We start from the raw sequence: 24,978 nt of genomic DNA, 5'->3' as shown, positions 1-24,978 counted from the left end.
GTTCCCGACACGTGAGGGAACAGACTGATGATCACACCAGAACACCTGACCGGCTTCCTGATGATGCACGCCGGTTTCCGCGCCGAGTTCGGCCGCCTGGCCAAGGCGTGCGGCGACCCGCGTGACGACGCGCACGAGGAGCTGCTGGCCGAGCAGCTCGCGCTCGTCCTGGACATGCTGCACGCCCACCACTCGCACGAGGACGCCACCCTGTGGCCCAAGCTCACCGGCCGCGCCCCGCAGGCGGCGGACGCGCTGGCCGAGCTGGAGTCCGAGCACTCCCTGCTCGACCCGCTGATCGAGGCCGCCGCCGACCGCGGGGCGCCCCTGGCCGGGCGCGCGCCCGTCCTGCGGCGGCTGCACGAGCTCGTCAACGAGCACCTCGACCACGAGGAGCGGGTCGCCGTGCCGCTCATGCTCGCCCACCTCACCCCCGCCGACGTCGAGGCCGACCGGCGCCAGGCGATGGACGACTTCGGCCGCCGCCGGGTCCCCGTCATCCTCGGCTGGCTCGCCTCCAGCGCCGACGCCCGCCTGCTCGCGGCGTCGTACGCGGACCTGCCGGTCGTGGCCCGGCTGATGTTCCGCCTGTTCTGGTGGCCGGCCTACCGGCGGCGTTTCATCCGCCTGTACGGCACCACCCCCGCCGACCTGATCCTGGAGCCGTGATGACCGCATCCGCGCCGACCGTCTCGCCGCGCCGGGCGGCCGAGGTCTTCGGCCGCGCCCTGGTCTGCGAGTACGCCTCGCTCACCCGCGACGGCCGCCCCGTCACCTGGCCCGTCACGCCGTACGCCGGCGCGGGCGGCACGCTCGACGTCAGCACCGGGCTCACCTACCCGGACAAGGCCGAGCGCGCCCGCCGGGACCCGCGCGTCGCGCTGCTGTGCTCCGGCGCGGAGGGCGGCCCGGACCGGGCGCCCGTCGTCCTGGTGCAGGGCCGGGCGACCGTGCGCGACGCGGACCTGCAGGCCGGCACCGACCGGTACGTCCGCGAGTCCCTGGCCAAGACCGGCGCCGGGTTCGCCGGGATGCCGTGGTTCCTGGTGAGACGGCTGGGCTGGTACTTCGCCCGCATCTGGGTGGAGGTCACCCCCGAGCGGATCGTCTGGTGGCCCGAGGGCGACCTGTCCAGGACGCCCGAGATCTGGACGGGCCCCGCGGACGTCGCCGCGCCCGCCTCCGATCCCGCCCCCACCGGCCCCCGGCTGCCGAGCCGGTCGGCCCCGCCGGCGGACTGGCGGCCGTTCGCCGGCCGCGCCGCCCGCCTGGGCGAGCCCGCCGTCACCATGGTGGCCGACGGCATGCCGCTGGCCGTGCCCACCCGCTCGGCCGTACGCACCGAGGCGGGCTTCGACCTGCGGCTGCCCGCGGGCGTCCAGGCGGCCGACGGGCCGGTGTGCCTGACCTTCCACCGGCACGGCCCGGCCATGGAGTGGCAGGAGAACGTCGTGCTGGTCGGGCGGGCCACCGGCGCGGGCGACCGGCTGAGCGTGCGGGTCGAGCGGGCGCTCAACGACTGGAGCCTCGCGGGGAGCCGCCGGGAGCGCAGCCGTTCGTTCCTCGGCCAGGGCAGGCTGCTGCGGAAGCGGCTGGAGGCCGAGGCCGCCCGCCGTGGCCAGCCCGTTCCCCGCGTCCGCCGCCCGCGTGACTGACGCCGCCCGCCGGTCCCCGGCCTGCGGCGTCCCTACGGGGTGAGGATGCTGATGCCCAGCATGCGGGCGCCCGTCTCGGTGCGCGGGCGATGCGTGCTGCCCGGCGCGAACACGACGTAACTGCCCGGCCCGAGCCGGTGACCCCGGTCGATGAACTCGCCCGAGATCACGTAGTAGCGTTCCTCGCCGTCGTGCACGTCCACCTCGGGCCATTCGGTGCCCGGGGCGAAGTCGTACATCCAGCCGCGGGCCCGGTCGGTGGCGGGCAGCCGCCGCCGGACGATCCCGGGGACGACCTCGACGGCTTCCACCTCGTCGACGTGCAGGATCTGGACGTCGTTCGCGTCTTGCGTCATGACCCCATCGTCGCGGCGGACGCCGTCCCCCGCCCAGTGTCTGGATTGACGTGTGGCGGTACTTTCCTGCCATGACCGTTCACCGAGTGGTGGCGCTGGTCCTGCCGCCGCAGTCCACGTTCGAGCTGGCGTGCGCGGCGGAGGTCTTCGGCGTGCGCCGGCCGGGGCTGCCCGCCCGCTACTCGTTCCAGGTGTGCGCCGAACGTCCGGGCGCCGTGCCGACCCTGGCCGGGTACGACATGGCGGTCGGCGCGGGCCTGTCCGCGCTGGAGGCCGCCGACACGGTGGTGATCCCCGGATGGCACCGCCGCGACGACCCGGCGCCGCCCGCCGTGATCGACGCGATCCGGCGGGCCCACCGGCGAGGCGCCCGGATCGTCGCGATCTGCTCGGGAACCTTCCTGCTCGCCGGGACCGGACTGCTCGATCACCGCAGGGCGACCACCCACTGGCGGCTCGCCGCCGAGCTCGCCGACCGCTTTCCCGACGTACAGGTGGAACCCGACACGCTGTACATCGACCTGGGCGACCTCGCCACCAGCGCCGGCACCGCCGCCGGCATCGACCTGTGCCTGCACCTGGCCCGCGCCGACCACGGCGCGGTCTACGCCGCGCACATCGCCCGCCACATGGTCATGCCGCCGCACCGCGAGGGCGGCCAGCTCCAGTACAGCACCGCGCCCGTCACGGACCGCCGGCCGGAGTCGCTCGCGCCGCTCCTCGACTGGGCCGCCGAACGCCTGGACGAGCCCCTCACCCTCGACGACCTCGCCGCACGGGCCGGGGTCTCCCCGCGGACCCTCGCCCGCAGGTTCGCCGGCCAGCTCGGCGTCAGCCCCGGCCGATGGCTGCTCCAGCAGCGCGTCACGGCGGCGCGGGCCCTGCTGGAGGAGACCGACCTCCCCGTGGAGGCGATCGCGGCCAGGGTCGGCCTGTCCTCGGCCGCCAACCTGCGCAGACGTTTCCACTCCCTGGTGCACACCACGCCCGCCGCCTACCGCCGCTCGTTCGGCGATCACGACGGCGGCGCCTCCTCGCGACCGTCCGCCGTGACCGTCAGGGGCGGGGCTCGTCCTCCCACGCCACCGGCGTGACCTCGCCGGTCTCCCGGTCCGAGCGCAGGATCGCGTAGGCGACCGAGTCGTACAGGCGTCCGTCGCGTCCCGGCCAGGCCCGGCGGTAGTGCGCCTCCTTCACGAAGAAGGTGCGTTCGTCCGCGTCGTCGTGGTGACCGTCGGCGGCCCGCCGCCGGACGGCCTCGGCCTCCGGCCGTCCGACGTGGAAGGGCCAGTCCTCGCCGGTCAGGAAGGCGACCAGGTCGTCGACATCGTCAGGGACGAACCTGATGAACGCTGCTGTCATGATCCAGCCTTCCACCAGATCCCCGCGACCGGCCGGATCACCGGCTGCGCGCCTGATCGGTGACGCGGTCGACGGCCTGGACGGCGACGCCGGGCTCGTCCACGTAGATGTAGTGCTCGCTGCCCGCGGCCGTGCTCAGTTTGCTGCGACCGGACAGCGCCAGCCACTTGCGCTGGCCCGCCGCCCACGCCCGCTCCAGGCGCGGTCCGTACTCGGGCAGGGCCTCCAGGTACGGCTTGCCGTGCCGGACGACCTCGACCGGGATGTCACCGGCGGAGCGGACCGGGCCGTCGGGGATGACCAGCTTCTCCGGGTTCTGCCCCTGGAAGATCGCCAGGTTCTGCGCGCGCAGCTCGGCGGCCGGGCCCTCGGCGGACTTCGGGATCGCCTTCTCGATGTCGTTCATCATGGTGGGCGGGGTGGCGTCCAGTAGGACCAGGCCCTTGACCCTGTCCTGGTGGTCGGGGGCGTACCGGGCGGCGATCAGCCCGCCCAGCGAGTGACCGGCCAGGACGACCGGGGCCTTCCCGGCGACGCGGTCGAGCACGCCGGTCAGGATCCGGCCGCTGGCGGCGAGGTCCTGCGGACCGTCCGGCTGGTCGCTCTTGCCCGCGCCGAGCCGGTCGTAGGAGCAGACCCGGTGCTTGCCGCTCAACGTCTTCTGCAGGGACGCCATCTTGTCCAGCCCGTCGCCGCCGCCGTGCATCAGGACGACGACCGGGCCGCCCTCGACCGGCTCGCCCGAGCAGGACACGTTCACCGACCGTCCCGCCACGGTGATCTTCTCGGTGCCGGAGATCGCCGCGGCCGCGGCCGTCGGCGCGGAGGACGCGGAGGAGGCGGCGGACGTGGAGGGCGTGGAGGCGGCGAAGGGGTCCCAGTTCTCCATCGCGTCGCCGTCGCAGCCGGCCACCCCCGCGCCGAGACCGACGCAGCACAGCACGGCCGCGACGGGTGTCCTGATCTTGGCGAGCATGAGGTCCTCCAGTGAGCCGGCCGCCGCGGAGGCGATGCGCACGGCGGGGGTGCGAACGGGAAAGGCCGGCGGAACGCCGCGGCCGCCCCGCAACGTTACGGACCGGGCGGCGCCGGGATCGTCACCGCACGGTGGACATTCCCCGGTAGCTCGCACGGGGGACAAAGCAGGCTTATCGGCGCCCGCACGCCCGTGGTGCCGCTACGCTCGCCCGGTGATCGATCTGCGGCGGGCCACGGAGGTGTGGCGACGGTGTGACGTCGTGGTCCGGGATCTGCCGTTCGGGCTGCTGGTGGCCGTCGCGTCGCTCCTGCCGGGCCTCCACGACAAGGGCACGCAGGTGGGCGACCTGCCCGCCCGTCCCTTCGACGGGGTGGCCCTGGTGGCGATCGCCCTGGAGTGCCTGCCGCTCGCCGTCCGGCGGCGGTGGCCGGCGGTGTGCCTCGTGCTGGTGTCGCTCGGCTTCGCCCTCGACCAGCTGCGCGCCTACCACCTGTTCGCGAGCAACGTGCTGCCCGTCGCGCTCATCAGCGCGGGCGCCCATCTGGAGCGTTTCCGGCGCGCCACGGTGGTCCTCCTGTCGCTGGCGTACGTGCCGCTGGCCCTCGCGCTCGACCGGCTCGGCGCGGACGAGCGGGTCGAGGGGTACGTGGTGTTCTACCTGGCGCTGGCCCTCACCTGGGGCATCGGGGCCTGGCTGCGTTCGACCCGGGCCGCCGAGGAGGAACGCCGCCGCCACGTCGCCGAGGCCACCCGCGCCGCCGAACGCACCCGGATCGCCCGCGAGCTGCACGACGTCGTGACGCACCACGTGACGGCGATGGTGGTGCAGGCCGAGGCCGCCCGCTACCTGACCGCCGTCCCGGAACGGCTCGACGCGACGCTGAACGCCGTCACCGACACCGGCCGCCGCGCCATCGCCGACCTGCGGCACATGCTCGACCTGCTCAAGGCCGACCACGACCCCGACGGCCTGCCGTCCGCCGCCGACCTGCACACGCTCGTGGAGCGGACCCGCCGGGCGGGGCAGCCGGTGGAGTTCGCCGAGGAGGGCAGCCGGGCGGAACCGGCGGGCAGCGCCGAGTTCGTCGCCTACAGGGTCGTCCAGGAGGCCCTGACGAACGCCCTGAAACACGCCCACGGCAGCCCGACCGCGGTCCGGGTGCGTCACGGCGAGAAGGAGATCAGCGTGGTGGTCAGCACCCACGGGCCCGGCTCGCGGGCCGCCGCTCCCGGCGGGAGCGGGCGGGGCCTGGCCGGGCTCCGCGAGCGGGTGGACGCCCTCGGCGGCGAGTTCAGCGCCGGCCGGCAGGCGGGCGGCGCCTTCGTGGTGCGGGCCCGCGTCCCCGCGGGCGGCCCGTCGTGAGCGCGCCGATCCGGGTCCTGGTCTGCGACGACCAGGCGCTGATCCGCACCGGCTTCGCGACGATCATCGACGCCCAGCCGGACCTGGAGGTCGTGGGGGAGTGCGGCGACGGCCGCGCCGCGGTGGACCTCGCCCGCCGGCTGAGGCCCGACCTCGTCGTCATGGACGTGCGCATGCCGGTGCTCGGCGGCATCGAGGCCACCCGGCTGCTGGCCGGCGCGGGGGTCGACGACCCGGTCAAGGTGCTCGTGGTGACCACGTTCAACCTCGACGAGTACGTCTACGAGGCGCTGCGCGCGGGGGCCAGCGGCTTCCTGCTCAAGGACGCCCCGCCGGCGCAGCTCCTGCACGGCATCCGCACCGTCGCCTCGGGCGCCGCGCTGCTGGCCCCCGAGGTGACGCGCCGGCTGGTCGGCCGGTACGCGGCCCGCATCCGTCCGGCCGAGCCGCCGTCCGGGGAGACCGCGCTGACCCCGCGCGAGCTGGAGGTGCTGCGCCTGATCGCCGACGGCCGGTCCAACAGCGAGATCGCCGCCACGCTGGTGATCAGCCACGAGACCGTCAAGACGTACGTGTCACGCATCCTGGCCAAACTCGGCCTGCGGGACCGCGTGCAGGCGGTGGTCTACGCCTACCGCCGGGGCCTGGCGACCTGACGCCTCACAGCGGGGCGGAGTCGAGGGGGATCGGGCGGAACATCTCCGGCTCGTCCTCGGGGGTCAGGGCCGTCGGGCCGAAGATCCAGTCGACGAACGAGTAGTCATGGACGTCGCGCTCCCGCAGCAGGGCGTTGCGCTGCAGTCTCCGGACGCCCTCCAGGTGCCACAACGCGCCCCACGCCCGGGCCGTGTCGACCACCCGGCGGCAGTGCTCGGGCCGTACCGCCTCGTAGGCGGCCAGCGCCCGGTCCCAGTCCACGACCGGTCCACCCGCGGCGCGCTGGGCGGCGACGTGCTCACCGAGCACCCAGCCGTCCTCGATCGCCATGATCGCGCCCTGCGCCATGTACTGCAGCGGCGGGTGCGCGGCGTCACCGAGCAGCGCGATCCGCCCGGTGACCCAGGTCATGATCGGGTCGCGGTCGAACATCCGCCACCACCGGTCGCGCCACATCAGCGGCAGGCCCCGCTGGACCTGGTCGCAGGTTCCCGCGAACGCCGCGTCCAGCTCGTCGGGGGTGCCCCAGTCGTCCTGGCCGGCCAGCGCCTTCGGCGACTCGAACACGGCGACCTGGTTGAACGTCTCCGCGCCCCGCAGCGGGTACTGCACGAAGTGGCAGCGCGGCCCGACGTACACGACGACGTCCTTGTCCTGGACGTCGTTGCCGGCGACCTGCTCGAACGGCACCGCGCAGCGGTAGGCGACATATCCGGAGTTCACCGGCTCGTCCTGGACCAGCAGTTCGCGGGCGATCGAGTGCAGGCCGTCGGCGGCGATCACCACGTCCGCCTCGTCCACGACGCCGTCGGCGAACCGCACGCGGGCGCCGCCGCCGACGTTCTCGTACCACGTGCAGCGGGCGTCGGTGAGCAGCTCGACGCCCGCCCGCTCGCAGGCGCGCAGCAGGATGCCGTGCAGGTCGCTGCGGTGGATCACCAGGTAGGGGTAGCCGTAGCGGCGTTCGACGTCGCGCAGGTCGAGCCGGGTCAGCTCGGTGGCGTCCAGGGCGTCCTTCATGACCATGGTCTCGGGCAGCACGCCGAGCGCGGACGCCTCGGCCAGCAGGCCGTAACGGTCCAGGATGCGGGTGCAGTTCGGGGCGAGCTGCAGGCCCGCGCCGACCTCGCCGAACGCCGAGGCCTGCTCGTACACCCGGACCCGCAGGCCCTGGCGGACCAGGGCGAGGGCGGCGGACAGACCGCCGATGCCGCCCCCGACGACGATCACGTCGGCACGGGGGGAGGGGAGGGTGCCCATAGGATCTTCCTTCTCGTCACAGCCACAGAGTTCTCGCCACAGCCACAGAGTTCTCGTCACAGCCACGGAGGCAGGGTCGGCAGGCGTCCGCCGCCGGCGGCGGTCACTCCGCCCGCCGGGCGTCCGGCCAGGTAGGCGGTCACGTCGGGCAGCGACCCCTCGACGTCGGGCACCGCGCCGGGGCCGCGCTTGGCGCGGATGTCCTCCCGCAGCTCCCGCAGGAACCCGTCGGGAAGGTCGGCGAAGGTGAGCCCGGTGGCCAGGTCCACGGCGTGCACCATGACCTCCCGGCTGCGCATCCAAGGGATCTCGCCCGCCGGCACGGTCCGTCCCTGCGCGGTCACCACCTCGGCCCGCCACGCCTCCTCGGGCAGTGCCGCCATGGCGGTCGCCAGGGTCGCGGCCGACTCGGTGAACCACCGGGCCAGCTCGCCGCCGTCCAGCAGGGAGCCGCGCTCGATCCCGGCGGCGCGCGCCTGCGGGGAGGCGTACATCGGGGTCGGCTCGCCGGTGCGCGCCCAGCGGACCAGGTTGCCGATCGCCTCGGCGTTCGCCGCCAGGTGCGCCACGACGTGCCTGCGCGTCCAGCCGGGCAGGGCCGACGCGGCGTCGTACTCCCGCTTGGACAGACCGGCGATCGCCGACGCGCACAGGCCGGTCCCCGTCTCGACCCACGCGAGCGTGGTGGCGAGGTCGCGCGCCATCACGCGCCCTCGCCGACGACGCGGTTCTCCAGCCTGCCCAGCCCCTCGATCTCGGTCACGACGAGCTCGCCGCCGCGCAGGAAGACCGGCGGCTTGCGCGCGTGGCCGACGCCGCCCGGCGTGCCGGTCGCGATCACGTCGCCCGGGTTGAGCCGGACCATCGTCGAGACGTAGCGGACCAGGTGGACCGGGTCGAAGAGCAGGTCGCCGGTGTTGTCCGACTGCATCACCCGGCCGTCGACCTCGCAGCGGACGTCGAGCGCCGGCCGCGGGCCGGTCTCGTCCGCGGTGACCAGGAACGGGCCGATCGGGGTGGTGGAGTCCCAGTTCTTGCCCTGCAGCCACTCCCGGGTCCGGAACTGCCAGTCCCGGCAGGTGACGTCGTTGAGCACGGTGAACCCCGCGATCGCGGCGGCCGCCTGCTCCTCGTCCGCCCGCCGCACCGGCCGGCCGATGACCACGGCGAGCTCGGCCTCCCAGTCGAACTGGTCGGTCTCCGCCGGACGCCGGATGTCGTCCGCGGCGCCGATCAGGGTGTCGGCGAACTTGGCGAAGAGCGTCGGGTACTCGGGCAGGTCGCGGCCCATCTCCTTGATGTGGTTCTGGTAGTTCAGCCCCACGCAGACGACCTTGCTCGGCCGCGGCACGACCGGGGCGAGGTCGGCGCCGGCGAGCGGGTGGCGCGGGCCGTCGGCCGCCGCGGCCTCCTCCAGGCCGCCGGGCGCGGCCAGCACCGCGCCGACGTCGGCCTGGCCCACCTCGACGAGCTCGTCGCCCTCGACGCGGACGGCGGTGGTGCGGTGGTCGTCCCGACGGACGGTGGCGAGCTTCATCGGCTGTTCTTCTCGGTGTGGCTGCGGTACAGGCCGAGCCTGGTGAAGATCGGGGCGTCGCTGAACTGGAACAGGTCGAGCGCGCCGGAGTCGGAGTCGGAGGCCGACGCCTCCGAGCGGATCGACAGCGGCTGCCAGGACGGCACGACGAACAGGTCGCCGCGGCTCACCCGCCACGACCGGTCGCCGACGGTGACCTGGCCGGACCCGTCGAAGACCTGGTAGACCGACGAGCCGGTCTCCCGGTACGGCGCGGTCTCCACCCCCGTCGTGATCCGGTGGAACTGCGCCCGGATCGTCGGCAGCACGTCGCCGGCGGTCGTCGGGTCGATGTAGCGGACCAGGGCGTGGCCTGGCTCGATCGGGCCCGCGTGCCCCTCCCGCTCCAGCGCGAGCTGGTCGGTCAGCGCGGCGTCGGTGTCGGTCCAGCGGTAGCAGAGCAACGGCGTGCCCTCGTGCCGGCGGAGCTGGGAGACCGGGGCCAGGCCGGGGTGCCCCCAGAGCCGCTCGGCGCGCGAACGGTCGGGGGTGGCGTGCTCCTCCTCGGCGAGGGTGTCCCGGCCGAAGTCGAAGAACTGCGCCTCGACGCCGTACTGGAACGGGATGTCGAGCCCGTCGATCCAGGCCATGGGCGTGTCGGCCGCGTTGTGGTGGGCGTGCCAGTGGAGGCCCGGCTGGGGGAGGAAGTCGCCGCGGCGCATCGGCACCGGGTCGCGCTCGACCACGGTCCACACGCCCTCGCCCTCGACGACGAAGCGGAAGGCGTTCTGGCTGTGCCGGTGCTCGGGGGCGTTCTCGCCCGGCATCAGGTACTGGATCGCGGCCCACAGGGTCGGCGTCGCGTACGGCTTGCCGCCCAGGCTGGGGTTGGCCAGCGCGATCGCCCGGCGCTCGCCGCCGCGCCCGACCGGGACCAGTTCACCGGCGCGGCCGGCGAGGTCGAGCAGCGTGCCCCACTCCCACCGGTGCGGCTGCGCGCTGGAGCGCGGGTGCGGCGGCATCAGGTCGCCGATCTCCGTCCACAACGGGACGAGCAGCGCCTTCTCGAAACCTCGGTAGAGGTCCTCCAGCTCGGGGCTGAGCGAGGGCTGGTCCGGCCGGTCCACGGCGGCGATCTTGACCGGCGAGCCGCCGGCGTTCACGTGGGGCATGGCCCCGACTATCCGCGCAGGCGACCGGGCTGGAAAAGAGGATTCTGCACAGCGGAATTCATGTGCCAGGATCGGTTCCATGGCCAAGCCCATGAAGACCCCGCCGGCCTACGCGCCCACCAGCGTCGACCATGCCCTGCGGCTCGCGCAGATCCTCCAGCTCGACGAGGTGATCACCGTCTCGGCCGCCGCCGAGCGGCTCGGCGTGGCCCGCTCCACGGCCCACCGGCTGCTGACCGCGCTGGTGTACCGCGATTTCGCGGTGCAGAACGACGACCGCAGCTACCGTGTGGGCCCCGTCCTCGCGCTGGCCGAGCGCGCGCAGTCCGACGTCGGCGCGCTGCGGGCGGCAGCGCTGGGCGAGATGCGGGCGCTGGTGGACCGGATCGACGAGACGGTGAACCTCAGCATCCGCACCGGGCGCAACGTGCGCTTCATCGCCTCGGTCGAGTGCGGGCAGGCCCTGCGGGTGGGCAGCCGTGAAGGCATGGTCTTCCCGGCCCACCAGGCCACCGGCGGCCTGGTGGCGCTGGCGGCCCTCTCCGACGAGGAGCTGGCGCAGCTCTACGCCCCCGGCGACCGGGGCGACCCGGCCGAGGAGCTGCCCGACCTGGCGCGGCTGCGGCGGGACCTGCGGTCCGTGCGGCACAGCGGGGTCGCGCTCAACCTGGAGCGCACCGAGCGAGGCGTGGTCGCGGTGGGCTGCCCGGTGAAGGGCCGCGACGGCGCGACCGGCGCGGCGCTGTCGATCTCGATGCCCAGCGTCCGCTACTCCCCGAAGGAGATCAAACCCCTCGTCGCCGCGCTCACGGCCGCGGCCGACGCGATCAGCCGCGCCCTCTGAGCCACCGGTCGATCGGAGGAGGTCGCGCCTTCTGAGCACCGCTTGATCGGAGGAGGTCGCGCCTTCTGAGCACCGCTTGATCGGAGTAGGTCGCGCCCTCTGAGCACCGGTTGGTCAGAGGAGGTCGTGCCCTCTGAGCGCCGGTTCACCGCCGGCTGAGCCGTCGCCTCACCGGAGGAGGTCGCGGCGGGTGAGCGTGCTGCCGAGCGCGGCCGCCGCCGCGCGCACCGCGGCCACGTGCCCCTCGGGCCGGAACCGGCCGGTGGGCCCGGCCACGCTGATCGCGGCGAGCGGCTCGTCGCCGCGCCCCAGCACCGGCGCGGCGACGCACACCAGCCCGACGGCCGACTCCTCCGCCTCGAACGCGACCCCGGTCTCCGTGACGCGCCGCAACTGGCCGCGCAGGATGCTCGGCACGACGACGGTGTGCGGCGTACGCCGTTCCAGCGGCCCGGTCAGCACCTCGCGCCGCAGGTCGGGACCGGCGTACGCGAGCAGCGCCTTGCCGATCGCGGTGCAGTGGAGCGGCATCCGGCCGCCGGTGCGCGAGGGCGCCCTGGCCTGGCGGTGGCCGCCGATCTTGGCGACGTAGACGACGTCGTGCCCCTCGCGCACGCCGAGGTGCACGGTCTCGTGGGTGCGTTCGTAGAGGTCCTGGAGGAACGGCATCGCCAGTTCGAGCAGGCTGCGTTCGAGCGAGGCGAGCATGCCGAGCTCGAACAGGCCGCGGCTGAGCCGGTAGCCGCCGTCGGCGCGGTCGAGCAGGCGGTTGGCGACCAGATCGCCCGACAGCCGGTGGACGGTCGCCTTGTGCAGGCCGGTGCGCCGCACCAGCTCGGCGAGGCTGACGACGCGGTCGTCGGGCCGGAAGGCGCGCAGGATCGTCACCGCCTTGCCCAGCACGGTGTCGAGGTCCGCCCGATCGGTCACCGGCACAGCGTATCGCTGAACGAGACGATGTGCTGGTTGGGGCGGCATCCTGTCTGCACAGTGGGGGGATGAACGAAACCAACGGGCCCGCCGCCGCGAGCCCGTCCGACATCGCCGCCGCGGCCGGGCGGCTGGCCGGCGCCGCCGCGTCCGGCGTGCCGTGCGCCCCCGTGCGGGACCTGATCGGCCGCGCCGACCTGGCCGCCGCGTACGCCGTCCAGGCCGCGCTGACCGCCTCCCGGCTGGCCGCCGGCGCGCGGATCACCGGACGCAAGATCGGCCTGACGTCGGAGGCGGTGCAGCGCCAGCTCGGCGTCGACCAGCCCGACCTGGGCGTGCTGTTCGAGGACATGGCCTACGCCGACGGCGACGCGATCCCGGTCGGCCGGATCCTCCAGCCGCGGGCCGAGGCGGAGATCGCGCTCGTGCTCGGCGCCGACCTGGACGACGGCTCGCTCGACGCCCCCCAGGTCCGCGCCGCGATCGAGTACGCCGTCGCCGCGCTGGAGATCTGCGGCAGCCGGATCGCCGGCTGGGACATCTCCTTCGGCGACACGGTCGCCGACAACGCCTCCGCCGGCGCCTACGTCCTCGGGACGGAACGCCGCACCCTCGGCGAGTTCGACCCCGTGGACGTCGCGATGTCGATGAGCATCGGCGGCCAGGAGGTCTCCACCGGCACCGGCGCGGCCTGCCTGGGCGACCCGATCGAGGCGGTCGTGTGGCTGGCCCGCATGGCCCGCGACCTCGGCGAGCCGCTGCGCGCGGGCCAGGTCGTCCTGTCCGGCGCGCTCGGCCCGATGCGGCCGGTCGCCGCCGGCGACACCGTCACCGCCACCCTGTCCGGCCTCGGCACGGTGACGGTCCGCTTCACCGAAGGAGCAGCAGCATGAGCAGGACGAAGGTCGCGATCATCGGCTCGGGCAACATCGGCACCGACCTGATGATCAAGGTGTTGCGCGGTTCGCGTCACCTGGAGATGGGCGCCATGGTCGGCATCGACCCCGCGTCCGACGGTCTGGCCCGCGCCGCCCGGATGGGCGTCCCGACGACGTCCGAGGGCGTCGACGGCCTGATCGCGCTGCCGGGCTTCGACGAGATCGGGATCGTCTTCGACGCCACCTCGGCCAAGGCGCACGAGGTGAACGCCGCCAAGCTGCTCCCGCTCGGCAAGCGGCTGATCGACCTGACCCCGGCGGCGATCGGCCCCTACGTCGTCCCCGCCGTCAACCTCGACGAGCATCTCGACGCGCCCGACGTCAACATGGTCACCTGCGGCGGCCAGGCCACGATCCCGATCGTCGCCGCCGTCAGCCGGGTGGCGCCGGTCGAGTACGCCGAGATCGTCGCGTCCATCGCCTCGAAGTCGGCCGGGCCGGGCACCCGGGCCAACATCGACGAGTTCACCGAGACCACCTCGGCCGCCATCGAGCAGATCGGCGGGGCGCGCCGCGGCAAGGCGATCATCATCCTCAACCCCGCCGACCCACCGCTGATCATGCGGGACACCGTCCTGTGCCTCGTCGCGGCGCCGGACCCCGCCGTCCACGACGAGATCCGCCGGTCGGTCGAGAAGATGGTCGCCGACGTCGCCGCCTACGTCCCCGGCTACCGGCTCAAGCAGCAGGTGCAGATCACCGAGGTGCCCGCCGACCAGCCGGTGGAGACGCTGCTGGCCGCCGGCGCGGCGCGGCCCACCCACCAGGTGTCGGTGTTCCTCGAGGTCGAGGGCGCCGCGCACTACCTCCCGGCCTACGCCGGCAACCTCGACATCATGACCTCCGCCGGCCTGCGGGTCGCGGAACGCGTCGCCGCACGGAAGGCGGGCCTTCGATGACCACCCCGATCTTCGTCCAGGACGTCACCCTGCGCGACGGCATGCACGCCGTCCGCCACCGCATCGGCCTGGAGGACGTCAAGCGCATCGTCACGGCGCTGGACCGGGCCGGCGTCGACGCGATCGAGGTCGCGCACGGCGACGGCCTGGCCGGCGGGTCGCTCAACTACGGTCCCGGCTCGCACACGGACTGGGCGTGGATCGAGGCGGCCGCGTCGGTGCTGGAGAACGCCCGCCTGACCACGCTGCTGCTGCCCGGCGTCGGCACCGTCCACGAGCTGAAGCGCGCCTACGACCTCGGCGTGCGGTCCGTCCGGGTCGCCACGCACTGCACCGAGGCCGACATCTCCGCCCAGCACATCGCCGCGGCCCGCGAGATCGGCATGGACGTGTCCGGGTTCCTGATGCTCTCCCACATGGCCCCGCCCGAGGAGCTGGCCCGGCAGGCCAAGCTCATGGAGTCCTACGGCGCGCACTGCGTCTACGTCACCGACTCCGGCGGCCGGCTCACCATGAACGACGTGGCCGCGCGGGTCCGCGCGTACCGCGACGTGCTCGACGCCGGGACCGAGATCGGCATCCACGCCCACGAGAACCTCTCGCTGTCGGTCGCCAACTCCGTCGTCGCGGTCGAGAACGGCGTCTACCGGGTCGACGCGTCGCTGGCCGGTCACGGCGCGGGCGCGGGCAACTGCCCGCTGGAGGCGTTCGTCGCGGTCGCCGACCTGTCCGGCTTCGAGCACCGGTGCGACCTGTTCCAGCTCCAGGACGCCGCGGACGACATCGTCCGCCCGTTGCAGGACCGTCCGGTGCGGGTCGACCGGGAGACGCTCACCCTGGGGTACGCCGGCGTCTACTCGTCGTTCCTGCGGCACGCGGAGGCAGCCGCCGCGCGGTACGGCGTCGACGTGCGCGGCATCCTGATGGAGTGCGGCCGCCGCCGGCTGGTCGGCGGCCAGGAGGACATGATCGTCGACATCGCCCTCACGCTCGCCGCCGGGCGCGAGCAGCGGTCCGCCTGACCGTCAGCCGCCGGGCGCGCCCCGGCGGCCGGCGATCAGTGACTCGCCGATCGCCACCAGGGCGTCGGCGAGCTGCTCCATGAACTCCGCGATCGGCTTGCCGTCCCCGGACTGGAGCGAGACGAAGGCGCCGTCGAAACCGGCCATGCCGAAGTGGGCGAAGAACATGCGCCGGCTCGTCGAGATCATGGTCTACGACAAGGCGCGGTTCGCCACCCCCGAGCTGTGCCAGGCCCGTTCGGACGCCGCCCTCGCCCGCCCCGACCACCTGAGCAACTACGTGGACGGCCTGCCGAAGGGCGCCCCGCTGCCAAGTGGGTCAAGCCGGAGCTGCTGCCGAGGATCCAGGTGCCGACCCTGCTCATCCACGGCCGCGACGATCGGGTGGTGTCGTTCGAGACCTCCCTGTACCTGCTGGCCAGCATCCCGGACAGCCGGCTGGTGCTGCTCAACCGCTGCGGGCACTGGGCGATGATCGAGCACGCCGACGAGTTCAACCGGCTGGTCGCCGACTTCATCGCGAACAACTGACCCCCGAGGGGCGCGGGCGGCTGCCTGCCCGCGCCCAGGACCGCCGATCGCCCGGCGGGGGTGGGGGGACCGCTGGACGTGCCTGTCATCCAATCGACCGTGTGACGATCAGGCGCCCGTCGCCGGTGCCGCCTCCCGCCGGACAGCCGGACGTGGTCCGGTGCGCGGTGCGGGACTTCCCTTCCGCCACGCGTCCGGCCCCGCCAGGGAACCGGAGACCTAGGACCATGGACGGACCGGAGGCCGCCCTCATGGGACCAGCGGCCGATGCCGTCCCCATGAGCGCCTGGCAACACTGATCACATGGCTTCCCCCTCCCTCACGAGTGTCGTCGGCGTACGCCCGTTCCTGGTCGGCATGTTCGTCGACGCGCTCGGCAACGGCCTGTACGTGCCCCTGACCCTGCTGTTCATCCACGAGGTGACCGGCCTGCCCATGACGACCGTCGGGCTCGGGGTCACCGTGGCGGCGGTCGTGGGGCTGGCGGCCAACCCGGTGGCCGGGACCCTCATCGACAGGTTCGACGCGCGCCGCGTGCTGATCGCCACGTACGTGCTGCGTGCGGCGGCCTTCGCCGTCTATCCCCTGGTGGACGGGTTCGTGGCCCTGCTCGTCGTCGCCGCCCTGATCGCGGCCGGGGACCGCGCCTACTATCCCGCCTCCGGCGGCCACGTCTCCGCACTGGCGGAGGGCGCGCTCAGGGACCGGCTGTACACCCTGATCGCCACGGCGAGGAACGTCGCCTTCGGCCTGGGCGGCCTGCTGTCGGCGGGCGTGGTCTCCCTCGCCGGCGCCACCGGCTTCGCGGTCGTCGCCCTGATGAACGCGGCCAGCTTCGCCCTGGCGGCCGCATGCCTGCTGCTCTCGGGACGGCGCGCGCCCGCACCGACGCCCCGGAATCCGGGCGGTTACCGGCAGGTGTTCGCCGACCGGCCGTTCCTCACGCTGGTGGCGGCCGAGCAGGCGTACACCTTGATCCACCTCATCCTCCCCGTCGCCCTGCCGGTGTACGCGGTCACGGTGCTCGGCGTCCCGCCGGCCCTGCTGGGCGTCCTCTACGCGATCAACACGGTCCTGGTGGCGGCGGGTCAGCTCCCGGTCCGGAGGTGGCAGCGGCACGCCCGCCGTACGCACGCCATGGCCCTGAGTGGCCTGATCCTGATGGCGGCGTGCGCCGCCTACGCCGCGACCGCGCTGCTGCCCGCCGGACTCCCGCGCGTCGGCGGGCTGCTCGTCGCCACGCTCGTCCTCACCTTCGGCGAGCTCATGCACACCGTGCCCAGCTGGGCCCTCGCGGCGGCCACCGCACCACCGGCCCTGCGGGGCCGCTACCTGGCGATCTACCAGCAGACCTGGGCGCTCGCGGCGGTCCTCGCACCCGCCGGCTTCTCGGCCCTGCTCGACACGGCCCCGCTGCTGCTGTGGCTGACGCTGGCAGCCCTGGTGGGGCCGGCCGCACTCGCGCTGCTCCGCCTGGCCCGCCGCCTGCCGCCCGACGCCGTGGCCCCACCCCATGCCTGAGTCGCCCCTGGGCAGGTCGGCGCTACGGCCCGGCCGATCCCGGCCCCTGCGCCGATCGCCGTGAGTTCACGGGGACGCATGGTGGGCGGCGGCCAGTTCGGCGAAGGCGACGGCCGCCGGGAGGGGGTCCGCGGGCAGGGCGAGGAGGATGGTCCGCTCGACGGCGGGCTCCAGCGGGATCGCGTGCACGCCGCTGAGGTGGGCGGGCAGCGACAGCTCGGGGACGATGCTCAGCCCGAGCCCTTCGGCGACCATGGCCAGGATGCTGTTGGTGTCACGCACCCGGTAATGACACTTCAGGCTCGCACCCGCCGCCCGCGCGATCGCCGTGATCAGCGGCTCGCACCCGCCCGTGGACATGATGAACGGGTGCCGCGCCAACTCCGCCACCGGCAACGAAGGCCGGACGCTCAGCTCGTGGCCGCTGAGCAGGACGGCCAGCATGCGGTCGGCGGCGAGCGGCCGCGCCACCGACCCGGCGGGCAGCGAGACCTTGCCGGCCGCGGCCGACACAGTGGCGATGTCGGCTGCCCCGGTCTCCAGCCACTCCAGGACCTCGTGGTCCGAGCCCTCCATCACCGCGAGCCGCACCCGCGGATGCGCCTCGGCGAACCGGCGCAGCAGGGGCGGCAGCAGCCGGGCGTTGGCGCTCGGGATGACGCCGACGCGCAGGCTGCCCCGCTCCTGCCCGCCGGTCCGCGCGACCGCCTGCAGGATTCTGAGCTGGGTGAACGTCATGGCGCCGCACGCAGCAGACCGACCACCAAGGGGTGTGGCTCCTCGGGACGCGAGCGGGCCTGCGGCACGAACAGCGTGGCCACGTAGTACGGATGCCCGGGGATCTCCAGCACCCGGGCCTCGCCGTCGCCGTCCACGCCGGTGACCAGGAAGCCGCCGTCGTGCAGGATTGCCTGCCGGTCGGGGGCGAGGCCGAAATTGCAGTAGTACTCCTCCTCGACCTCGGTCCGCCCGTACAACGCGGCCACCCGGGAACCGGAAGCCAGAGTCACGGGCATGGTCCTGCCCGCCGGCGAGCAGGTCAGCTCCGACACGAACAAGGTCGAGGCGTACGGGTCGTACTCGGCGTGCTGGGCGTCCTCAAAGCCGAGCACGTGGCGTGCGTACTCGATGACCATGTGCTGGCAGCCGCCGCACGTTCCCAGCGTGGGGACGCCGTGCTCGCGGCCGTGCCGGAGCGCGGCCACAGCGCCGGACAGGCTGCGGTACGGGCTGCCGGGCGCACACCACAACACGTCGGCGGCCTCGACCTCGGCCAGGTCGGATTCGAGCGGTTCGGTGGCGAGCCAGCGGACGTCCACCCCGATGCCGAGGTGCGCGGCGGCGTGGCGGAGGGCGTCGTCGGTGGCCAGGTGCGGAGGAAACGCCGGATCGCGGTCGCCGATGACCGCGACGCGCAGGGATCGGTCCATGGCCCTCACTCTGCGACGGCCCCGTCATGAGCGCCAATGCCGAACCACGCCCCCGCCATGAGCGATCACTCATGCCCACAACGCGACGGGACGATGGCTGACATCGAATATTCGCGTTGCCGCCGAAGGTTGGTGACCGTTAGGTTCGCCACCGAGGATTGAGCGGAAAGGGATTGCTGAGGTGCTCACACTGACGGCGGTCGCCGAAGACCCGCTGCTCCTGACCCGTCGCCTGAACCTGGATGACGGTCAGGAGGTCTTCTTCCGGCCGCTCACGCACACCGACGCGGAGCGTCTTGCAGCCTTCCTCGAGGGGCTGTCCGCCGAATCGAGGCGACTGAGTACCTTCGACGGGTACGACCTCGAGGCTGCCCGCAAGCTGTGTGACGCGATCGCGCGTCATGACAAGCTCAGGCTGGTGCTTGAGGACGGCCCGTCCGGCAGAATCGTCGGCCTTGTCGAATTCAGTCTCGATCTCCACCCGTCGGACATCGCCCGCTACGAGGAGGCCGGCATCCACCTGGCGGCGACGGACTGCCGCTTCGGCCCCACCCTGGCCGACGACTATCAGGGGAGGGGGGTGGGAACGCAGGTCTTCCCGCTCATCGCGGACGTCGCACGGCAGTTCGGCAGGAAGAGAATCATCCTGTTCGGCGGCGTTCTCGCCGACAACACACGTGCCATCAGCTACTACAACAAGCATGGCTTCCAGCAGGTCGGCTCCTTCACCGGGAAGGACGGCGCACAGTCGTTCGACATGATCCTGGACCTGCACCCGCCATCAGGCACCGCTGGGTGATCCAATCGGGCGGACCGGACCGTAGTGGGCGCACCTCGTCCGGCTGCCGGTCGGAACAGTTCATGATCTGCCCCCGCGTCACGACAGAAGCCCGGCCCAGACGCATGCGGTCGAAGCCGTTCGACCTCGCCGTTGGTCTGTGGGTGTGCCGCTCGTCAGGGGCCGCCGCCTCCGCCGTCGCCCGCGCCGCCTCCTCCGTCCCAGCCGCCGCTCCAGCCGCCGCCGCCGTCCCAGGTGCCGGTTCCGCTGTCGTCCGGGGTCCAGCCGACGGAGCCGCACTGGTCGTTTGGGGTGCTGGGGGCGGCCGGGTAGAGGTGGCCGTCCGGGATCGAACGCTTGCTGAGCTCGGCTGACAGGTGCGGGTCGCCGAGGTGGCTCAGTCCGTACAGTGCGAGCGGCACGGCCACGGCGTCGGTCTCGGCCCCGTACGGGTGTGCCAGGCGGGCCTTCTCCAACAGGTGGCGGCCCGCGCGGCCGAGCCGGACCGTCCGGTTCCTGACGTACAGGGTCCGGATCTTCCTGGCCGCCAGCCAGCTCGCGCCGAACCCGAGCAGGGCAGCCACGCTCAGCGGCGGCGACTGCGCGACGATCATGTAGATCACGTCGGCCCCGGCGGCGACGGCCGCGACCGTGGGGATCAGCTTCAGGACGTCGCGGCAGACGCGGAAGCCGGGCACGCTCCGGGAGTCGACGAGCAGGCCCAGGTCGGCGAGCCGGCGGCTGATCCCGGCGACCTCCGCGCTGTCCGCCAGGCGGCGCTTGACCTGGACGACCGGCGAGCTCCTGCGCTCGGCGAGGATCGCGACCAGCCGCTCCTCCACGGGATATCCCGCCGTCACGGCCGTGGAGACGCGATGGATCTTCCCGCCTCGGGAGACGCGGATCTCCCCTTCCCTGGCCAGCAGCCCGATCGCGGTGTCCGCCACCCGTACGGGACCGCCCGCGAGACAGGCGAGCTCGTAGTGGCCGAGGTCGACCTCGCGCAGCCCGCCGAGCCGCAGGCGAGCGCGGACGTGCGCCATCTCGGCGGCGAGGACCGTGCCGACGGTGACCGCCCCGAGGAGCACCGCCAACCCTGCGAGCATCACATCCATGCCCACCTCCCGTGTTGTTGATCAACGCGTGAGGCGGGCACGAAGGTTCCGACGAACGCCACAGCCGGCCACCCCGGGCCCAGGAGCCGCCCGGGGACCCCTCATGGCGAGACCGGCCGGGCCCGTCCGGGCGCCGGCCGGCCGTGCGAGCCGCGGGTCAGGGGTTGTCGTAACCGATCCACTGGATGTACCAGCCGAACTGCTGGGCGGTGCCCGGGGACAGCGCCGACGCGTCACGCCACTGCACGTAGACGCGGAACTTGGTGGCGGTGGCGTCGTAGACGGCGCTGGGGCCGACCAGGTTCCACTGGTTGCCGCCGGTGCTGCTGATGGAGGTGACGTAGACGGGACGCCCGGAGAAGTGCGCGGAGCTGGTGTCGACGTCGATGTAGATGCCGTTGGAGCCGTAAGCCTGCCAGCCCTGTCCTGGGGCGGTCTGACCGGAGGCGATGCGGGCGGTGGGCATGGGGGGGATCCTTCCGTCCGGGAAGTTTGTCACGCTCAGTATTCGATCCACCACAAAGGGTGTCGAGGTCAGGAATGCTTGGCCTCACGGGCACAGGAATCGAGCCGGAAAAGGGTCTGGCCACGTGCCGGGACCCGTGCGCGCCTACTGCCGTCCGGCCTCCCGCCAGTACGCCAGCTCCTCGCGGGCGGCCACGGTCCAGGGATGGCCGGGGCCCAGCACCCGCAGGAGATCGGTCAGCAACCGCTCGTAGGCGCCGGCCGCACCCGCGGCGTCTCCCGCCTCGCCCCGCCATCTCGCCAGGTTTCTGCGGGTGGTGAGGGTGCTGGGATGATCGGGGCCCAGCACCTGCAGACGATCGGCCAGCAGCTCCTCCAACGCGGCGTACGCCTCCGCCGCGTCCCCCGCCTCGCCCGTGAAGGACGCCAGGTGAGCGCGAGCCGCCAGGGTGGCGGGGTGGTCGGGGCCCAGGACCCGTTCCATGTCGGTCAGGAGTTCGGCGAACGCGGCGGCCGCGCCGGCCGCGTCCCCTGCCTGGCCCCGCCGTCCGGCCAGGTTGGCACGGGTGGCGAGGGTTTCGGGGTGGTCGGGGCCCAGGACCCGTTCCATGTCGGTCAGGAGTTCGGCGAACGCGGCCGCCGCGCCCGCCATGTCCCCCACGTCACCCCGCAAGGAGGCCACATGGCTGCGAGTGGCCAGAGTGTCGGGGTGGCCGGGGCCCAGCACCCGTGAGCGATCGGCCAGCAGCTCCTCGAACGCGGCGGCCGCACCCGCCACGTCCCCCGCCTCGCGTCGCGCGGACGCCACGTTGTGGCGGGTGGCGAGAGTGGCGGGGTGGTCGGGGCCCAGGACCCGTTCCATGTCGGTCAGGAGTTCGGCGAACGCGGCGGCCGCCCCCGCCACGTCTCCGGCCTGGCCCCGCGAGCCCGCCAGGTTGGCGCGGGTGGCCAGGGTGTCGGGGTGGTCGGGGCCCAGGACCCGTTCCATGTCGGTCAGGAGTTCGGCGAACGCGGCGGCCGCGCCGGCCGCGTCCCCTGCTCGCCCCCGCCACCCCGCCAGGTTGCCGCGGATGGCCAGGGTGTCGGGGTGGTCGGGGCCGAGGTCGCGCAGGCAGGTGGCGTGCAGGCCGGCGGAGGCGGCGACGGCGGCGGTGACCCGTCCGGCGTGACCGAGGCTGGCGGCGGCCTGGAACAGCAGAGGATGGGCGCCGGCGCCGGGATCGCACAGGACGGTTCCGGCGGCCTGCTGCAAGGCGGTCGTGTTGGCGCGCAGGATCTCGCCGAGCCCGTCGCGTTCGACCGGCGGCCAGACGCGCAGCAGGGCGTCGGCGGCGGCGGCGGCGACTTCGGCGAACAGGCGGGGGCCGAGCTCGGGCCGGGCGACGAGGTTCTCGCGGGTGGCGCGCTGCACGAGCCGGTGGACGCGGATCTCGCGGTGGGCGGCGGTGCGGTCGTGGTCGAGCAGGCTGTGCCGGTGCAGCACTCGCAGTACCTCGTCCACCGTCGCCGCGTCCACCGTCGCCGCGTCCATGCCGCCATCGCCGCGGGGCGGGGGATCGGGCAGGTGGCTGGTCAGGTACGCCAGGGCGGGCGGGCTGGTCAGCGCCGCCTGCGGGATGCCGGCCGCGTCCAGGACGCTGGTCAGGCACAACAGCGGGCGGGCGAGCCCGGCGGGTGCGGCCCGGCCGGCCTCCTCGATCGACAGCTCCCAGGTGGCGGCGACGATCCGGCGATGACCGTCGGGCAGGTGGCCCTCGCCGGGCACGGCGTGGACCAGCAACCTCGTGGCCAGCCGCCGCCGGTACTCGGCGCAGCCGATCGCGGCGTTGGCGGCGTAGGCCGCCGCCTGGGCCAGCGCCAGCGGCAGGAAACCCAGGTCGGCGGCCAGGGCGTCCAGGTCGGCGACCGGGACGTCGTCGCCGAGCTTGGCCCTCAGGTAGGAGCGGGCCTCGGCCGCGCTGAAGGTGCCTACGCCGACCGTACGCCGGTCCGCCCCGGCCAGGGCCGCCTCCCGCAGCCGGGTGGTGACCAGCACCTGGCCGCCCGCCGCCGAAACCGCCGCCGGCGGCCACAGGCCGGCCACGTCCTTGGGGCGCCGCACGTCGTCCAGCACCACCAGCCAGGACCGGCCGGTGGTCTCGGCCCAGACCAGGAACTCCCGCGCCGCCTGGTCGGGATCGTCCAGGCCGGCCGGCGGCAGGCCCAGGCGCGCCGCGGCACGGGCGTAGGCGGACACGATGCCGTCGCGGGTGGCGGCCTCCACCCACACCAGCACCTGCACCCCCTGCCGCCAGGCGCGCCGGGCGTGGGCGGCTGCCAGCTGGGTCTTGCCCACCCCGCCCGTCCCCGCCAGCACCTGGACCGGCGCACCCGTCCCGCCCTCGCCGGCCGCCGCCTCCACATCCTCGGCCACCTGCCGGTCCTGGAAGCAGTCGGCAGGCTGCGGGATCACGCCCACCCGAACCCGCTCCACGGGCGCGGACACGGGCGCGAACACGGGCGCGAACACGGGCGCGGGCGCGGGCGCGGGCGGGCCGACGTCGGCCGGGGCGGGAGCCGGGCGAGCACGGTCGGCGGCCATCAGCCGGTCCCAGTCCCGCGCCGACGGGAGGGGCTCGTTCGCCCACGCGGCCAATGTCGCGCCGACCTGGACGAGCTGGTCCAGATTCCGCGGCTCGGCGGCCCCGGTCGCCCACCCGTTCACCGTCGTGTGCGGCACCCCCGAGACCCGGGCCAGCTCCTTCTGCGTCACCCGGCCGGGGTTGTGGACGCGGGCCTGGTCCCACAGCCGCGCCAGCTCGGCCAGGACCCGGGAGCCCGACCCCTGAGGCCGGAACGGTGAATCCGCCACCACGTCCGCCTCTCCACCCAGCGAGGACCGTCCTTCCGGATCCGGACCGTCCTGCAGGATCAGGACCGTCCTTCCGGATCCGGGACGGACCGGTCCGGATCACCGTCACCGGCAGCTTAATCCCGTGAATCCGGACCTGTCCGGCATACCTTCACCCTTGCCGCCGGCCCCGGTGTCATGGCCGGCATGACCGACAACCGAGCATCCCGCCGCGCCCCCTCCGCGTCGCGCCGCCGTTCCGCCCGCCTCCGCCGCACCCTCGCCGTCGCCCTGGCCCGCGGGGCCGCGGAAGCCGCCGGCGGCGGCCTCGTCGGCCTGCTGTTCTGGTGGATCACTCACCGTTGAGCCGGGCGTCCCGTCCCGGTTCGGGGGGGAGGAGGTCGAGCGCGCGGGCCCTGCGCAGCGCCGTGACCCGGTCGTGCACGCCGAGCTTGCGGTACAGGTTCTCCTTGTGCTTGTTCACCGTCGCCTCCTTGATGGTGAGCCGGCGGCCGATGGCGTACGCGGTCAGCCCTTCGCTCAGCAACATCAGGACCGCCATCTCGCGCAGGGTGATCCCGTGCTCGGCCGGGTCCGCGAGCGCGGGCAGGCGGAAGACGGCCTTCTCGTGCGCTTCGACCGTGTCGAGGAGCGAACGCGCGAGAGCGGCGTACTCCAGGTCCCGGTCGCTGTAGCCGGTGCCGTCGCGGCTCATGATGACGCCGCGGATCTGTCCCGGCCGGGCGTCCAGGGGCAGGGCGAGCTGGCGGTCGATGCCGATCGCCGCCCGGCCGGCGTGGTAGGCCTCGCTCTTCCACCAGTCGCCGTCGGCGACGTCGTCCATGGCCAGAGGGGTGCGGTCGCCGGTCCTGGCGTAGTGGCGGAGCAGCGGGTGCGCGCGCATGTGGGAGTGGATGAGGGCGTCCAGCGGCGCCTGGTGCAGCCAGTCGGGCGAGCCGGTCAGCGCGTGCCCGGTGCCCGCCGTCCAGTCCAGGTCGATGAGCACCGCCAGGTCTCCCGGCAGGTCCTTCGTCAGCCGCTCCATCAATAGCGGCCAGACGCGTACGGGCTTTCTCGTCGTGAGGATGTCCATCGCCAGGTCGTGAATGCGTCGGCCATCGTCCCTGAACAATGACGTCATGGGCGCATTGTGCATGAACGGCTACCATCCGGCACAGCGATTCGGAAGTACGCACTTCTTCGTATTCATCGTCCCGGCCGGCCGGCGGGACAGTGGGGGTGTCGGTCTCCATCGGCGGATGTGCGGGCGCGACTGGAGTACGGCAGTTTTTCGTCTTATCGTTACCAGGTGATGACGTTCCGTATCACTCTGGCTCCAGGCGGTGCGGCCCAGA

28 protein-coding genes are annotated in these 24,978 nt (G+C 73.7%); 13 read left to right on the top strand and 15 right to left on the bottom strand.

What is annotated here, in order from left to right; all coding sequences use genetic code 11:
- Positions 1-27 precede the first annotated feature (27 nt).
- The gene (locus AB0C33_RS48670; RefSeq protein ID WP_358301853.1) at positions 28-669 is read left to right on the top strand and encodes a hemerythrin domain-containing protein; all 642 of its coding nucleotides are present in this window, start codon (positions 28-30) and stop codon (positions 667-669) included.
- The gene (locus AB0C33_RS48665) at positions 669-1,655 is read left to right on the top strand and encodes a hypothetical protein (RefSeq protein ID WP_358301850.1); all 987 of its coding nucleotides are present in this window, start codon (positions 669-671) and stop codon (positions 1,653-1,655) included. Before AB0C33_RS48670 ends, AB0C33_RS48665 begins: the two co-directional genes overlap by 1 nt.
- Positions 1,656-1,687: 32 nt before the next feature.
- Here the strand turns inward: AB0C33_RS48665 and AB0C33_RS48660 are convergent, their stop codons facing one another.
- Positions 1,688-2,011, bottom strand: a complete 324-nt coding sequence (locus AB0C33_RS48660; protein ID WP_358301847.1) for a cupin domain-containing protein — start codon at positions 2,009-2,011, stop codon at positions 1,688-1,690.
- Positions 2,012-2,082: 71 nt separating this feature from the next.
- Between AB0C33_RS48660 and AB0C33_RS48655 the strand changes: the two genes are divergently transcribed.
- A complete protein-coding gene (locus AB0C33_RS48655) occupies positions 2,083-3,105 on the top strand; it encodes a helix-turn-helix domain-containing protein (RefSeq protein WP_358301844.1) in 1,023 nt (340 codons plus the stop codon).
- Here AB0C33_RS48655 and AB0C33_RS48650 read toward each other — a convergent pair.
- Together AB0C33_RS48650 and AB0C33_RS48645 are read right to left on the bottom strand one after the other, a co-directional pair.
- Positions 3,068-3,373 (bottom strand): hypothetical protein, encoded by a 306-nt coding sequence (locus tag AB0C33_RS48650; RefSeq protein WP_358301841.1) that lies wholly within the window; start codon positions 3,371-3,373, stop codon positions 3,068-3,070. The genes AB0C33_RS48655 and AB0C33_RS48650 overlap by 38 nt on opposite strands.
- 37 nt (positions 3,374-3,410) lie before the next feature.
- Positions 3,411-4,391, bottom strand: coding sequence for an alpha/beta fold hydrolase (locus AB0C33_RS48645; protein ID WP_358301838.1), 981 nt, complete (start codon positions 4,389-4,391; stop codon positions 3,411-3,413).
- Between the two features lie 172 nt (positions 4,392-4,563).
- Here AB0C33_RS48645 and AB0C33_RS48640 point away from each other — a divergent pair, with 172 nt between their 5' ends.
- The gene (locus AB0C33_RS48640) at positions 4,564-5,715 is read left to right on the top strand and encodes a histidine kinase (protein ID WP_358301835.1); all 1,152 of its coding nucleotides are present in this window, start codon (positions 4,564-4,566) and stop codon (positions 5,713-5,715) included.
- Entirely contained in the window at positions 5,712-6,371 is a 660-nt protein-coding gene (locus AB0C33_RS48635; protein ID WP_358301832.1) for a response regulator transcription factor, read from the top strand. The genes AB0C33_RS48640 and AB0C33_RS48635 overlap by 4 nt, the downstream gene beginning before the upstream one ends.
- 4 nt (positions 6,372-6,375) lie before the next feature.
- Here AB0C33_RS48635 and AB0C33_RS48630 read toward each other — a convergent pair whose 3' ends face one another.
- From AB0C33_RS48630 to AB0C33_RS48615, 4 genes are read right to left on the bottom strand one after another with little or no spacing between them, the layout of a single operon-like run.
- Entirely contained in the window at positions 6,376-7,632 is a 1,257-nt protein-coding gene (locus AB0C33_RS48630; protein WP_358301829.1) for an FAD-dependent monooxygenase, read from the bottom strand.
- A gap of 56 nt (positions 7,633-7,688) precedes the next feature.
- On the bottom strand, positions 7,689-8,336 hold the full coding sequence (locus tag AB0C33_RS48625) for a maleylpyruvate isomerase family mycothiol-dependent enzyme (RefSeq protein WP_358301826.1): 648 nt from the start codon (positions 8,334-8,336) through the stop codon (positions 7,689-7,691).
- Positions 8,336-9,169: a fumarylacetoacetate hydrolase family protein gene (locus AB0C33_RS48620; protein ID WP_358301823.1), complete on the bottom strand. Its 834-nt coding sequence runs from the start codon at positions 9,167-9,169 to the stop codon at positions 8,336-8,338. The genes AB0C33_RS48625 and AB0C33_RS48620 overlap by 1 nt, the downstream gene beginning before the upstream one ends.
- Entirely contained in the window at positions 9,166-10,320 is a 1,155-nt protein-coding gene (locus AB0C33_RS48615; RefSeq protein WP_358301820.1) for a cupin domain-containing protein, read from the bottom strand. Before AB0C33_RS48615 ends, AB0C33_RS48620 begins: the two co-directional genes overlap by 4 nt.
- Positions 10,321-10,399: 79 nt before the next feature.
- Between AB0C33_RS48615 and AB0C33_RS48610 the strand changes: the two genes are divergently transcribed.
- Positions 10,400-11,164 carry an IclR family transcriptional regulator gene (locus AB0C33_RS48610; protein WP_358301817.1) on the top strand — a complete coding sequence of 255 codons (765 nt, stop codon included), beginning with the start codon at positions 10,400-10,402 and terminating at the stop codon, positions 11,162-11,164.
- Positions 11,165-11,332: 168 nt separating this feature from the next.
- Here AB0C33_RS48610 and AB0C33_RS48605 read toward each other — a convergent pair whose 3' ends face one another.
- A complete protein-coding gene (locus AB0C33_RS48605; RefSeq protein ID WP_358301814.1) occupies positions 11,333-12,094 on the bottom strand; it encodes an IclR family transcriptional regulator in 762 nt (253 codons plus the stop codon).
- A 68-nt stretch (positions 12,095-12,162) separates the two neighbouring features.
- Here AB0C33_RS48605 and AB0C33_RS48600 point away from each other — a divergent pair, with 68 nt between their 5' ends.
- Genes AB0C33_RS48600 through dmpG form a run of 3 tightly spaced genes read left to right on the top strand, consistent with a single transcriptional unit; the run spans position 12,163 to position 14,953 of the window.
- Positions 12,163-12,987, top strand: a complete 825-nt coding sequence (locus tag AB0C33_RS48600; protein WP_358301811.1) for a fumarylacetoacetate hydrolase family protein — start codon at positions 12,163-12,165, stop codon at positions 12,985-12,987.
- Entirely contained in the window at positions 12,984-13,931 is a 948-nt protein-coding gene (locus tag AB0C33_RS48595; protein WP_358301808.1) for an acetaldehyde dehydrogenase (acetylating), read from the top strand. Before AB0C33_RS48600 ends, AB0C33_RS48595 begins: the two co-directional genes overlap by 4 nt.
- Positions 13,928-14,953 (top strand): 4-hydroxy-2-oxovalerate aldolase, encoded by a 1,026-nt coding sequence (gene dmpG, locus AB0C33_RS48590; RefSeq protein ID WP_352364326.1) that lies wholly within the window; start codon positions 13,928-13,930, stop codon positions 14,951-14,953. Before AB0C33_RS48595 ends, dmpG begins: the two co-directional genes overlap by 4 nt.
- A gap of 3 nt (positions 14,954-14,956) precedes the next feature.
- On the opposite strand, the gene AB0C33_RS48585 is transcribed toward dmpG, so the two are convergent.
- Positions 14,957-15,142 carry a hypothetical protein gene (locus AB0C33_RS48585; protein WP_358301914.1) on the bottom strand — a complete coding sequence of 62 codons (186 nt, stop codon included), beginning with the start codon at positions 15,140-15,142 and terminating at the stop codon, positions 14,957-14,959.
- Between AB0C33_RS48585 and AB0C33_RS48580 the strand changes: the two genes are divergently transcribed.
- Together AB0C33_RS48580 and AB0C33_RS48575 are read left to right on the top strand one after the other, a co-directional pair.
- Entirely contained in the window at positions 15,107-15,484 is a 378-nt protein-coding gene (locus AB0C33_RS48580) for an alpha/beta fold hydrolase (protein WP_358301805.1), read from the top strand. The two genes, AB0C33_RS48585 and AB0C33_RS48580, sit on opposite strands and share 36 nt — an antisense overlap.
- A gap of 303 nt (positions 15,485-15,787) precedes the next feature.
- Positions 15,788-17,005: an MFS transporter gene (locus AB0C33_RS48575; protein WP_358301802.1), complete on the top strand. Its 1,218-nt coding sequence runs from the start codon at positions 15,788-15,790 to the stop codon at positions 17,003-17,005.
- 66 nt (positions 17,006-17,071) lie between these two features.
- Here the strand turns inward: AB0C33_RS48575 and AB0C33_RS48570 are convergent, their stop codons facing one another.
- Positions 17,072-17,743, bottom strand: a complete 672-nt coding sequence (locus AB0C33_RS48570) for a LysR family transcriptional regulator substrate-binding protein (RefSeq protein WP_358301799.1) — start codon at positions 17,741-17,743, stop codon at positions 17,072-17,074.
- Positions 17,740-18,435, bottom strand: coding sequence for a hypothetical protein (locus AB0C33_RS48565; RefSeq protein ID WP_358301797.1), 696 nt, complete (start codon positions 18,433-18,435; stop codon positions 17,740-17,742). Before AB0C33_RS48565 ends, AB0C33_RS48570 begins: the two co-directional genes overlap by 4 nt.
- 181 nt (positions 18,436-18,616) lie before the next feature.
- On the opposite strand from AB0C33_RS48565, the gene AB0C33_RS48560 reads away from it, so the two are divergent.
- Entirely contained in the window at positions 18,617-19,234 is a 618-nt protein-coding gene (locus AB0C33_RS48560; RefSeq protein WP_358301794.1) for a GNAT family N-acetyltransferase, read from the top strand.
- Between the two features lie 155 nt (positions 19,235-19,389).
- On the opposite strand, the gene AB0C33_RS48555 is transcribed toward AB0C33_RS48560, so the two are convergent.
- From AB0C33_RS48555 to AB0C33_RS48545, 3 genes are all read right to left on the bottom strand, one after another.
- Positions 19,390-20,319, bottom strand: a complete 930-nt coding sequence (locus AB0C33_RS48555) for a TIGR04222 domain-containing membrane protein (protein WP_358301791.1) — start codon at positions 20,317-20,319, stop codon at positions 19,390-19,392.
- Between the two features lie 166 nt (positions 20,320-20,485).
- Positions 20,486-20,794: a hypothetical protein gene (locus AB0C33_RS48550; RefSeq protein ID WP_358301788.1), complete on the bottom strand. Its 309-nt coding sequence runs from the start codon at positions 20,792-20,794 to the stop codon at positions 20,486-20,488.
- Positions 20,795-20,938: 144 nt separating this feature from the next.
- Positions 20,939-23,647 carry a tetratricopeptide repeat protein gene (locus tag AB0C33_RS48545; RefSeq protein ID WP_358301786.1) on the bottom strand — a complete coding sequence of 903 codons (2,709 nt, stop codon included), beginning with the start codon at positions 23,645-23,647 and terminating at the stop codon, positions 20,939-20,941.
- Between the two features lie 183 nt (positions 23,648-23,830).
- Here AB0C33_RS48545 and AB0C33_RS48540 point away from each other — a divergent pair, with 183 nt between their 5' ends.
- On the top strand, positions 23,831-23,989 hold the full coding sequence (locus AB0C33_RS48540) for a hypothetical protein (protein WP_358301783.1): 159 nt from the start codon (positions 23,831-23,833) through the stop codon (positions 23,987-23,989).
- On the opposite strand, the gene AB0C33_RS48535 is transcribed toward AB0C33_RS48540, so the two are convergent.
- Positions 23,976-24,764 (bottom strand): helix-turn-helix domain-containing protein, encoded by a 789-nt coding sequence (locus tag AB0C33_RS48535; RefSeq protein WP_358301780.1) that lies wholly within the window; start codon positions 24,762-24,764, stop codon positions 23,976-23,978. The two genes, AB0C33_RS48540 and AB0C33_RS48535, sit on opposite strands and share 14 nt — an antisense overlap.
- Between the last annotated feature and the right edge of the window lie 214 nt (positions 24,765-24,978).

Origin of the sequence: Nonomuraea sp. NPDC048881, assembly GCF_040649795.1 — a bacterium.
Taxonomy (GTDB): Bacteria; Actinomycetota; Actinomycetes; order Streptosporangiales; family Streptosporangiaceae; genus Nonomuraea.
Note: the sequence above shows the minus strand (reverse complement) of the source record. Positions and strands in the feature narration are given on the sequence as shown.